This is a genomic window from Moraxella ovis, assembly GCF_900453105.1.
Classification (GTDB): Bacteria; Pseudomonadota; Gammaproteobacteria; order Pseudomonadales; family Moraxellaceae; genus Moraxella; species Moraxella ovis.
Genome location: NZ_UGPW01000001.1, coordinates 2,067,940 through 2,080,270 on the forward strand (window position 1 = coordinate 2,067,940; position 12,331 = coordinate 2,080,270).

General features: G+C 50.5%; 8 protein-coding genes. 3 read left to right on the forward strand and 5 right to left on the reverse strand.

Going from position 1 to position 12,331, the window contains the following annotated elements; translation table 11 throughout:
• Window positions 1–7 precede the first annotated feature (7 nt).
• From DYD54_RS09945 to recG, 3 genes are all read right to left on the reverse strand, one after another.
• The gene (locus DYD54_RS09945) at window positions 8–3,031 is read right to left on the reverse strand and encodes an efflux RND transporter permease subunit (protein ID WP_063514745.1); all 3,024 of its coding nucleotides are present in this window, start codon (window positions 3,029–3,031) and stop codon (window positions 8–10) included.
• Window positions 3,031–4,284, reverse strand: a complete 1,254-nt coding sequence (locus DYD54_RS09950) for an efflux RND transporter periplasmic adaptor subunit (RefSeq protein WP_063514746.1) — start codon at window positions 4,282–4,284, stop codon at window positions 3,031–3,033. Before DYD54_RS09950 ends, DYD54_RS09945 begins: the two co-directional genes overlap by 1 nt.
• Window positions 4,285–4,375: 91 nt before the next feature.
• On the reverse strand, window positions 4,376–6,478 hold the full coding sequence (gene recG, locus DYD54_RS09955) for an ATP-dependent DNA helicase RecG (RefSeq protein ID WP_063514747.1): 2,103 nt from the start codon (window positions 6,476–6,478) through the stop codon (window positions 4,376–4,378).
• Between the two features lie 99 nt (window positions 6,479–6,577).
• Between recG and DYD54_RS09960 the strand changes: the two genes are divergently transcribed.
• Window positions 6,578–7,720 (forward strand): patatin-like phospholipase family protein, encoded by a 1,143-nt coding sequence (locus DYD54_RS09960; RefSeq protein WP_084260704.1) that lies wholly within the window; start codon window positions 6,578–6,580, stop codon window positions 7,718–7,720.
• Between the two features lie 68 nt (window positions 7,721–7,788).
• Here DYD54_RS09960 and DYD54_RS09965 read toward each other — a convergent pair whose 3' ends face one another.
• On the reverse strand, window positions 7,789–8,358 hold the full coding sequence (locus DYD54_RS09965; protein WP_063514748.1) for a hydrolase: 570 nt from the start codon (window positions 8,356–8,358) through the stop codon (window positions 7,789–7,791).
• 170 nt (window positions 8,359–8,528) lie between these two features.
• On the opposite strand from DYD54_RS09965, the gene argA reads away from it, so the two are divergent.
• Both argA and DYD54_RS09975 read left to right on the forward strand, forming a co-directional pair.
• Window positions 8,529–9,830, forward strand: a complete 1,302-nt coding sequence (gene argA / locus DYD54_RS09970; RefSeq protein WP_063514749.1) for an amino-acid N-acetyltransferase — start codon at window positions 8,529–8,531, stop codon at window positions 9,828–9,830.
• A gap of 205 nt (window positions 9,831–10,035) precedes the next feature.
• Window positions 10,036–11,394: an MFS transporter gene (locus DYD54_RS09975; protein ID WP_063514750.1), complete on the forward strand. Its 1,359-nt coding sequence runs from the start codon at window positions 10,036–10,038 to the stop codon at window positions 11,392–11,394.
• Between the two features lie 65 nt (window positions 11,395–11,459).
• Here the strand turns inward: DYD54_RS09975 and bamJ are convergent, their stop codons facing one another.
• Entirely contained in the window at window positions 11,460–12,308 is an 849-nt protein-coding gene (gene bamJ, locus DYD54_RS09980) for a BamJ family beta-barrel-assembly machinery protein (RefSeq protein ID WP_063514751.1), read from the reverse strand.
• Window positions 12,309–12,331 lie beyond the last annotated feature (23 nt).

Consider the following 12,331-nt stretch of genomic DNA (forward strand, 5'->3'; position numbering starts at 1 on the left):
CTCCAATTTATGACGCTGATTGGGCGGATCTTTTACGCTTAAAGAATCTGCCCAAATCATCCATCAAAGTATAGACCACAGGAATTACCACAAGGCTCAAAAAAGTCGACGTGATGAGACCGCCCAATACTGCAACCGCCATCGGACGGCGAAACGTCGCATCCGCACCACCCCAACCGAACACGAGCGGCAACATCCCTGCGCCCATGGCGATGGTGGTCATGATGATGGGTCTGGCGCGTTTTTTGCAGGCGTCTAATATCGCATCAAGTCGCTGCAGCCCTGCCTTCTCGGCGATGATGGCGTAGTCCACGAGCAAGATTGAGTTCTTGGTTGCGATGCCCATAAGCATAATAAAGCCAATCAAGGATGAGATGGACAAACTTGCGCCCGTAACCACTAGGCCAATGAACGCACCGCCAATCGACAACGGCAATGCCATCAAGATGGTAAAAGGCTGTAGCACCTTATGGAATAACAGCACCAGCACCCCAAAGATACAGAAAATACCCACGCTCATGGCAATGGCAAAGCCTGTAAACAGCTCCGCCATGCTGTCTGCCTGCCCCTCATCGATGGCATTCACTCCCTCTGGTAGGTTTTGTAGGATTGGCAGATTTTTCACCGTATTGATGACCTCACCCAGCTCTTCTTCAGATTGCACCGTAATCTTAATGCTGCGCATACGATCCAGACGGCGAATTTCAGCTTCCCCCATGGCATGTCTTAGAGTCGCCACTTCTGATAGCTTCACAGCGCCGGCTTCACTGGTGCTGCTTGGCACATACAGACTACTCAGTACGTTCATGTCCGCACGAGATTCATCAGACAGGCGCACCACGACAGGGATCTGGCGTGTGTCTAGATTTAACTTGGACAATGCTTGTTCATAATCACCCATCGTCGCCACACGTAAAGTATCCGCCAGATCACTGGTCGTCACGCCTTTATCCGCCATCATGACAGTGTTTGGAATGGCGCTAAGCTCAGGCTTGGCAAGCGGTCTATTGCTGGTGACTGACAACACCATGGGTAGAGACTGAATCTGCTTGATGGTCTCATTGACCGTTTGGTTAAGCAGTTCAGGATTGTCCGACATCAACGAGAACCCATACCCTGAATCCCCCGTCGCTGACAACCCCACCACGAAGCGGGCTGATGGCACGTCTTTTACCGCTTCAGCGATGGCATTTTCGATGTCGGTTTTGCTTAGGCGTTCGCTGCGTGGGTTAAGCAGAATGTTCAAGGTTGCAGTATTTTCACTGCCTGCCGAGATAAACACAGAACTTACACCATCCACCTGACTGACCGCCTGCGCTGTCATCTGACTGATGCGCGTGGTATCATCCAAAGTCGCATCAGGCGTAAGCTCAAGCGTGACTTGGGTTTGGTTGCTGTCATCTGGCGGCAAGAACGAACCAGGCAGCATCTTGGCAATACTCAATGAACCAATGAACAGTACAATCGTCGCAACCAACGTAATCGCACGATGGTTCAGCGTCCATCTAACAACAGACAGATAACGCTTCGTCATTGCGCCAGATGTTTCTTCTTTATGTCGTTTTGGTTTTAGGATATAAGCCGCCATCATCGGCGTGACAAGTCGCGCCACCAATAATGAGATGAACACACTGATCGCCGCCGTCCAACCAAACTGAGAGAAAAACTGCCCAACAACGCCACTCATGAACGCCGTTGGCAAAAACACCGCAATCAGTGTGAAGGTCGTCGCCACGACCGCAAGCCCAATCTCATCCGCCGCCTCCATGGCTGCCTCATAAGGTGTCTTACCCATGTGCAGATGGCGCATGATGTTCTCAACTTCAACGATGGCATCATCGACAAGCACACCAATGACAAGCGACAAAGCAAGCAATGAGATGATATTCAAACTAAAGCCAAATATCCACATCATCAAAAAAGTAGGAATGATGGATAAAGGCAAAGCCGCTGCCGCCACCAATGTCGCCCGCCAGTCTCGTAAGAACAAGAACACCACAACCACCGCAAGAATACAGCCCTCAATCAGCATCTTCATGCTGGCATGATAATCTTCGGCGACTGGCTCGGCGTTGTCGTAGATTTTTTGGATTTTGATGTGTGGCATCTCTTGGGCGAGTTTGGCAAGCTCTTGATCTACATCTTCAACCATCTGCACTTCGCTAGCACCGCGTGAACGCGTGATGGATAGCGCTACGACCGTTTGGCCATCTAAGATGGCTCGGCTTTTTGGATCGGCGTGAGCGTCCTTAATGTCAGCAAGTTGTCCTAGTGCCACCCCGCCTGCAGGTGTGACCATCTCTAGGCTTGCAAGCTCTCTTACGCTCTTGGCAGAGCCTAATACACGGATGGTCTGAACGCCGCCACCAACCTTGGCCTCGCCGCCTGAGCTGTCTTTTTGGGAAGCGCTGATCTGCTGAGACAGATTTGTAATGGGAAGCTGCCAGCCGTTTAATTTATTAACATCGGGCGTGATGATGATTTGACGTTCAATACCGCCCACACGGCTGAGCGTTCCCACACCGTTAATGTTGGCAAGGCGTTTATTCAGCGTATCATCCACGAACCATGACAGCTCGGCTTCACTCATGTTATCAGATGCTACAGAGTAACTCACCACAGGGAATCCTGCGGTTGAGACCTTGGTAATGACAGGTTCTTCGGCAGCGGCAGGTAAGTCGCTTGCGATCTCATCAAGTGCTGATCGTACGTCATTCACCGCTTCTGATAGGTCTTTTTCTAGGGTAAATTCGGTATGAATGGTCACAACGCCCGTCTGCAGAGTAGAGCGGATGTGCTTGACGCCTTCGATGCCGGTGATTTGGTTTTCGATTTTTTTGGCGACGTCTGTCTCTAACTGGGCAGGAGACGCCCCTGTATAAGAGACGGTAACGATGACAGCAGGAACATCGATGTCAGGGAACTGTTGGATTTTCATCGCGCGAAAACCCAAAATCCCACCCACCGTCATGAGCGTGAATATCAAGATCGCTATCAAGGGGTTTTTGATAGAATAAGCCGAAAAGTTCATCACCGCCCCGCTGCCTGATGACTGGATGAGTGTGGCGCATTGGCATTGACTGTCGCCACACGCACGATGTCGTTTTCCGCTAGAAATCCTGCGCTTTTTGCGACGATGAGCGCATCTGGCGGTAAGTTGGTCGCGGCTTTATCCCTGTCATAGCCTAGGATATCCACCTTGGTGCGCACTACTTTATACAGCCCTTCGGCTTGATCTGTTGACATCAGCGACCACACATAATCATAACCATCGGTCGTCATGATGGCAGAAGTTGGCACGGCGGGTGCACTGGACTGGCTTAGGACGAATTTACCCGTCTGATACATGCCAGCACTTAGCGGCGCGCCTTGGGGAATGGCGACATGCACCGTCATCTCACGCCCCTGATTAGCGGTCGGTGACAGGCGGATGACTTTGCCGACAATGGGCATATTCCCTGCCATGATGGTTGCTTCTTGACCGATGTTGATCTTGGCGGCATTGTTCGGTGCAAGTGTCGCTTGCCATTCAAGCGCACCGTCTTTAATGATGGTAAATAAAGGATTGCCGCTGGTCAGCACGCCCACCTGAGCTTGGCGTTCGCTGATGATGCCTGAGACTGGCGCGGTGATTTTAGTATTATTAAGGCTGGTGGCGGTATTATTCATCTTCGCTTTGGCGGCAACCACCGTGGCATCTGCCTGCTTAGCGGCTGTGCGGTAGGTATCTACCTGCTGACGGCTGATCGCATCTATCTGCAGCAACGGCTCGGTACGCGCAAGGTCGGCATGTGCCTTCTCGGCGCTGGCAATCGCTTGATCGAGATCTGCCTGAGCTTGGATGTGTGAGTCTTTGAATGATGATGCGTCCAATATGGCAAGCACCTGCCCTGCACGCACCTGATCGCCCACCTCGACCAGCACCTGCTCAATCGCAGCGCCCGTCACACGTCCACTGACCTGAGCGGTGTGACGCGCTGCGATGATACCACTGGCATCGATGGCATCAGAGATGATGGCACTGCTTGGCGTGATCGCCTCAACCGACATGACTGGTGCGGTGTTGGCTTCTTGGCTGTCCAATGACTTAACCGAAGCGCCGACCACATTGTCATTCGATGCTTTGTCACCATCAGACACACGCCCAATACCCAAGCCCAGCACCAGCCCAAGCGCCACCAAAGCAAGTGCGCTGATGGGTAGCCACCATGGGAATTTGGTGTATTTATCAAAAGCGTCATCTAAGCGCTTATCTAGTGATTCATTGCTATTCTTATCATCCATAAGTAACTCTATTTCATTACACTTTTTATAAATAAATCGATTGTAGCATCACGCACGCACCAAAGCCACATGCATTCCTTTATGAATTTGACTACGCGTTCACATATTCTTTGGTGTCCGGCAGCCACGTATTGACAATCTGATGCGCCAAAGCCTGTCTGTCAGGTGACTCGATGAGCTTATGAGCGATGCTTTGGGCAGCGGTTAATAGCACCTCATCACGCACGATGTCTGCTAAGTAATAGCCCATATCTCCCGTCTGACGCTTGCCTAATAGCTCGCCTGCCCCGCGCAATTCGAGGTCTTTTTGAGCGATAACAAAGCCATCTGTACTGTCTCTTAAGACATTTAGACGCTCGATGCCCGTAGGAGATAATGGCGTCTGATATAGCAACACACAAAAAGACTTGGCAGAACCACGACCTACCCGCCCACGCAGCTGATGCAGCTGCGACAAGCCTAGCCGTTCGGCATTCTCAATGACCATCAAGGACGCGTTAGGCACATCCACACCCACCTCGATGACCGTCGTCGCCACAAGTAGATCGATATTACCAAGCTTAAACTCATTCATCACCGCCTGCTTATCATTCGGCTTCATCTTGCCATGCACCAAGCCGATGCGTATGTCCAGTCGATCGCACAGATCCCCATACAATAGCTCTGCTGACTGCGCATCTAGCACCGATGATTCTTCTACAAGTGGGCACACCCAATAAGCCTGCTTGCCGTCTTTGCAATTGACGCGTATCCGCTCAATCACCTCATCACGGCGATCTCGGCTGATGGTAACGGTGGTGATGGGCGTGCGGTTTGGCGGCAGTTCATCGATGACAGACACATCCATGTCGCCATACATACTCATGGCAAGCGTTCTTGGAATGGGTGTTGCCGTCATGGCAAGCTGGTGCGGCGTGGAGTTCGCCACGCCTTTATTGGCCAGCCTAAGGCGCTGCTCCACCCCGAATCGATGCTGCTCATCAATGATGGCCAGCCCCAATTTGGCGAACACCACCCCATCTTGGAACAGCGCATGCGTCCCAACGACAACCTGCACCTCATTATCCACGATACGCTCTAGCATGGCAGCGCGCTCTTTGGCACTTTGTTTGCCCGCCAAGAAGCCAACACCGACACCCAGCGGCTCGAACCACTTTTGAAAATTAATAAAATGCTGCTCTGCCAAAATCTCTGTCGGCGCCATAACCGCCACCTGCCAGCCACTGTCCAGCGCATAACAAGCCGTCAGCGCCGCCACCAGAGTCTTACCTGCGCCGACATCACCCTGAATGAGTCTTAGCATGGGTCTACTTGTGCTCATGTCGGCCACCGAATCGGCGATGACGCGTTTTTGAGCGCCTGTCAATCCAAAGGGTAAGCTTGCCATGAGCTGATTTGCCAATTCGCTGTCCGTCTGACAGTGCGGTGCCTTGTGCTGGTAGATGTTATTACGTCGATATAGGAATGCCAATTGATGCGCCACGAGCTCTTCGATGATGATGCGGCGACAGGCTGGGTGCGTCCGCTCTTTTAGGCCTTCAAGTAGCGCTGTCTGCGCGAAGATGTCTGCGTCTTTATCAGGTAGGTGGATTTGCTTTAAGGCGCTTAGCAGATCTGCCTGCACCCCTGTTACGCCTGCCATCGACAAGTCTTGGATCGATAGGCAGTGCAACGGCTCACGCGAGACAGCATTGATGGCAAGGCGCACCAATTGGCGCAGCTTATTCTGGTGCAGTCCTTTTACCGCAGGATAGACGGGTAATAACCCACTCTCAAACGCCTTAGTGCCTGTGACATGGTATTCAGGGTGCGCCATCTGCACCCCATAGCGGCTGATCTTAATCTCACCAAAGGCAGTGATGTTCGCGCCAACGACCATCGTGTTTTTAAGGCCTGCATACACCTTAAAAAACCTAAGCACCAGCACGCCTGTCTCATCCTCTAACACCACACTCATGCCACTACGGCTGTTCTCGACATGCGTCACCACGCCAGCGACGAGCGCACTCATGCCATGCTGCACATCACGAATCGGCACAAGCCGACTTCTATCCTCATAGTCTCTAGGCAGATGCATGAGCATGTCAAAAATACGATGAATACCTAAGTCTGCCAGCCTACCCCCCAGACTCTCGCCCACGCCAGACAGCGCGGTCATCGGCAAATTAATCATAGAAGTAGCAGCTTGTGACATGACAGACCTTAGGTTACAAATCTTTATAATGTATTGGATGAATTTAATTTACAATACGTTTGATTTTACAACCATTTTTATTAATTGAAAAGTATCGACATGAAAAAGACCCTACTTATCGGCGCAAGCCTTAGCACCGTGCTCATCGCAGGCTGTGCCGCTCAGCACACGCAGCAGGCACAGCACACGCCGACCGTTCATGATACAGCGCCCGATGTCGCGTTGGTATTAGGCGGCGGTGGTACACGCGGCTACGCACACATCGGCGCCATCAAGGCACTCGAAGAGCACGGTATCCACCCCGACCTCATCGTCGGCACCAGTGCAGGCGCGATGGTGGGCGCCCTGTCTGCCTCGGGTAAGTCTGCCAAGGAGCTAGAACGCATCGCCATGGCACTAGATGAGGCAGATCTACTAGACATCACGCTCAGCAAGCAAGGGTTGATTGAAGGCAAGGCGCTTCGCGACTTCATTAACACTCAGGTTAATAATAAGCCTATCGAATCACTGCCCACACGATTCGCCGCCATCGCCACTGATGCGCATGCTAACACCGCGGTAAGCTTTCGTCAAGGCGATACAGGGCTTGCTGTTCAGGCATCTTCAAGCATTCCAAAGCTATTCATCGCCCCTCGTGTCCCCGAGATAGGTGGTAAAAAATACATCGACGGTGGTCAAAGTGCGGTGTTGCCATCAGCGGCTGCCAAATCCATGGGCGCACAATTCGTCATCGCTGTAGACGTGATGTCAGCTTCCAATACACAGCCAGCTGATAAGCAGGCAAATAGCCAAGGAACCGCAGGCATCAGCCGCACCGACAAAGGAATCAAAGCGGTATGGGGCGATGAGGTCATCGAATTCCCCATTAATAGCGACATCATCAAACAAAGCACCAAAGATCTACCCGTCAGCATCGATGTGGAGAAACTGCTTGGCATGATTCCTAATAACACACAGATTCCACTACCCAAAGGCTTTCCAGCCAGCCTACCCAAAGCCAAAGATGATATCATGCAAGCGGCCAACACCATCTTTATGCAAAACCAACGTCATGCCAAGCCCGCTGACGTCAAGGCATCAGATGTGATTATCGCACCTGACTTATCCAAATATGCCGTATTCGATGGCAGCGCCAAAGAAGAGATCATCCAAGCAGGCTATGATGCCACCATCGCCAAAATCCCCCAAATCAAGCAAACACTGGCTGAACACCAAAAGCTGCAATCCACCACCAAGCAATAAAACAAAAAACGCAAATCCAATCGGGTTTGCGTTTTTTGGTTATCCTACTGATACGAGCTTAGAACTGATTATTTTACCAAGTTACTAATCGCCTTAAAATTCGGGTCTTGGCTAGAGCGCAGCAGCTCAAACAATATTGCCTCTGCGGTCGTCACCACCGCGCCTGCACGTCGCATTCTACGGATGGCGATTTTACGGTCATATGGGTCGCGAGAGCTGGTCGCATCAATGATGATGACAGGCTGCATGCCATTATCGAGTAGATCCAGCGCGGTCTGCTGCACACAGACGTGCGTCTCAATGCCAAATAATAACACGTGATGGCGGTTCTGCATGGCAAGATGTCGCCAAGTGTGTTCGTCATCTACCGAACTAAACGCTGATTTTTCAAACACGGGCGCATCGCCAGACACCGCTTTTAGCTCACCAATCGTATGTCCAAGCCCCTTGGGGTATTGCTCATTGATGGTCAAAGGCACGCCAAGATGCCCTAAGCCTTCTATCAAGATACGTGCTTTTTTGGTGATTTTATCCATGTCAAAAACATGCGGCACGAATCTATCCTGCACGTCAATCATGAGCGCCTGAGTATCCTCGCGGCGAATGCGATAAGTGCGTGTGACGGTCGTGGTCGGCATGGCAACTCCTTGTTGATAGTGGATGACGACTTTACTGTACTAAAATTTCCCCATCAGGTCAAGGAATATCCCTATGCCAAAAATGACAAAATTTCCACACTCTGACAAAAAACACTTGGCATTCATCAAAAAGCTGACTATCATAGGCGTGTTTTTATGATGATATTACCATGACGCACACCGCCCAAAACCCCATACAATGGTTTCGCCATTCTGCCCCTTATATCAACACCCACCGAGGCAAGACTTTCGTGGTCATGTTCGGTGGCGAGGCAGTCGCACATGAGGAATTTGATCGTCTGATTCATGACTTTGCACTTTTGCACAGTCTTGGCATTCGACTCGTTCTGGTGCACGGTGCCAATCCTCAGATCGAGACGGCGCTGCACAACGCCAACCTACCAAACACCGCCCAGAACGGCGTTCACATCACCCCCTCCGAGGCGATGCCTCACATCCTATCGGCTGTCGGTGCGATTCGCCTACAGCTAGAGGCACGGCTGTCGATGGGGCTTGCCAATTCGCCAATGTTCGGTTCGCGCATCGATGCAGTGTCTGGTAATTTCATCAACGCACGCCCTTTTGGTGTGCGTCATGGCGTAGATCATCAGATGACAGGCGAGGTGCGCGGCGTGGACGTGGATGCCATTCATCATAATCTAATTCATAACCACATCGTTATTCTAAGTCCGATTGGTTTTTCGGCGACAGGTGAGGTCTTTAGCCTGTCTGCTGAAGACGTCGCAGAACACGCATCCATTGCTTTACAGGCTGACAAGCTGATTTTATTGGGTGAAGCGCCTTTATATAATCAAGGCGCACTCGTTAGAGAGATTACCACCAAACAAGCTCAAGAACTGCTAGACGATAACAGTCTTAGCGATGAGATTCGCCGATTCTTAGGCTGCGCGATTCGCGTAAGCGACGTGGTCGATCGCACACAGATTCTACCCTTCGCCAAAGATGGCGCGCTCATCGAAGAGCTGTTCACTCGGGATGGTCTTGGCACCATGATTGCACGTGCGCCATACGATCAGATTCGTCAGGCGCATCTTGGGGACGTAGTGGGATTGTTGGCACTTTTAAGACCATTAGAAGAAGCTGGCATTCTCATTCAGCGACCGCAGTATCTCCTAGAAGCAGACATCGAACACTACACCGTCATCGAGCGTGATGGGATGGTGGTCGGCTGCGCGGCACTCTACCCACTCGATGAGCATTGCGCTGAGGTTGCCAGCATCGCCATCCATCCTGACTATCGTGGTGGCAGTCGCGGCGATGAATTGCTACAGTTCATTGAATCGCGCGCCAGATCAGAAGGATTTACACGGTTATTCGCGCTCACCACGCACACCAGTCACTGGTTTATTGAGCATGGTTTTATTGAAACTGCTGTATCATCCCTACCCGTCTCTCGCCAAGCACGCTATGACAATGGGCGCAACTCCAAGATATTCGTCAAAACCATCTAAATACAATCTGCACACAACGCCCAATCGGGCGTTTTTTTAAAATTTTTTGTATTAAATTGAATAATAGTTCAAAAAATGGTTTACAAGTCATTATAAACAAAATACAATAACAAACATGTCATCATATTGTAATGACATGGCGGCGCACTAGGATAAGTCGCCATTAGGACTTTTGATAGATACACAAGGATCAAGGAGAGCGTGTATGAATCAACACACCCATACGGCAGGTGTCGCAGGCGGCGCACCGACCGAGCACGTCGTCAATGTGAACGACGTCATTGATAACACCACCTTTAAACCCTTTCATTGGCAGGTGCTGTTCTGGTGCTTGCTCATTATCATCTTTGACGGCTATGATCTTGTTATCTATGGTGTGGCACTGCCGCTACTCATGGAGCAGTGGTCATTAACCCCTGTCGAGGCCGGCATGCTGGCAAGTTCGGCTCTAGTCGGCATGATGTTCGGCGCGATGATTTTTGGTACGCTGGCCGATAAATTTGGACGCAAAAAGATCATTATGGTCTGTACTGCGTTCTTTAGCGGATTTACCTTCTTGGGTGCCTTTGCACCATCACCGACAGAATTTGCCATTTTAAGATTCTTGGCAGGTCTTGGTATCGGCGGCGTAATGCCAAACTTGGTCGCCCTAACCTCTGAATACGCCCCAAAAAAATCACGCGCCACGATGGTCTCCATCATGTTCAGTGGCTACGCAGTTGGTGGTATCATCTCAGCACTGCTGGGCTCATTCTTGGTCAAGGACTACGGCTGGGAAATCATGTTCTACCTAGCAGGTATTCCATTGGTGGGCTTGCCGATCATCTGGCGCTACCTGCCTGAGTCTTTGACATATCTGGTTAAGGACAACAAACAAGGCCCAGGTCGTCACATCATCCAAAAGATCGATCCATCGCTTCGTGTCACAGATAATACCAAGCTTGTGCTTAATGAAGCTGCACCGACTGCGATAGGCAAGCCTCAGGACTCTTCATTCAAGGCACTATTTACCGAGGGACGTGCCTTTGGTACACTGATGTTCTGGACAGCGTTCTTTATGTGTCTATTGATGACTTATACGCTATCTAGCTGGCTGCCTAAGCTCATGCTGTCAGCAGGTTACTCACTAAAAGGCAGTATCATGTTCCTGTTCGCCTTGAACATCGGTGCGATGGTCGGTGCGATTGCAGGTGGTTATTTGGCAGATAGATTCCATCTAAAGCCTGTCATCGTTACGATGTGTGCTTTGGCGGCGGCATGCATCTCAGCACTTGCCATTAACTCACCACCAATCATTCTATACTCATTGGTGGCAGTGGCTGGCGCGACGACGATCGGCACGTCGATCCTACTGTACAGCTATCTTGCGCAGTTCTACCCGCTACACATTCGTACCACAGGCATCGGCTGTGCTTCTGCGGTGAGTCGCATTGGTGCGATCGTAGGCCCGATCATCACAGGTTTCTTGTTGGCGATGAGCCTACCGCACGCGTATAACTTCCTAGTCATTGGCATTCCTGCACTGATTGCGACCATCGCCATGGCAATATTAAAACGCTCATGATGGATTATTTTAAGCACATAAAAAAGCCCTTATCATTAAGGGCTTTTTTATTTTGGGTTATTTAATTACTTGTTCTCGGTAGCAGGCTGGGCTTGAGTGCTGCCCGCAGCTTCGGTCTTCGCCACAGCTTCTGCCATTTGTTTTTGAGCTTGCTCTAGTGCAGCTTTGGCTTGCTCTTCGCTTAATAGCTCAACGGTGAAAGTTAGCACGCTGTTCGGCTCAATCATTGGGTTGCCCGCTTCACCATAGGCAAGCTCTGATGGGATATAGAATTCGTATTTTCCGCCTTCTTTCATCAGCTGCAAACCTTCAGTCCAGCCTTTGATGACTTCATTCACCGCGAACTGTGCTGGCATGCCACGCTCATAAGATGAGTCAAACACCTTACCACTGATTAGTTTACCTTCATAATGAACGATAACGGTGTCAGTTGCTTTTGGTGATTTGCCAGTACCTTCGGTGATGACCTTATACTGTAGACCTGATGCGGTGGTTTTTACGCCTTCTTTGGTCTTATTCTCAGCTAGGAACTTATCACCTTCAGCTTTGTTTTTAGTGGCTTTATCAGCAGCTTCTTTGACTTTACGCTCTTCGTACGCCTTGCCAACGGCTTGGATTTGCTCATCAGTTAGCGCACTTTCTTTGCCATTGAAGGCATCAGCGATTGCTTTATTGAAAATTTCCAAATCCAACTCTTCGCCAGTTTGTTCGGTCATGGCTTTTAGGTTCATGCCTTGCTCATAGCCGATGATGTAGCTGATTTTTTGGATTTCGGTGCTGCTGTCAGTCACCACGGTAGATTTCTCAGCAGTTTTGGTGTCTGCTACTGCATCGGCTGTCTCAGCTTTTTTGTTGCAGCCAGCCAATGCTAGGATTGCCATCATGCTTGCAGCAAGTAGAGTGTGTTTTTTCATAATACTCTCAATTAGAAGATTAG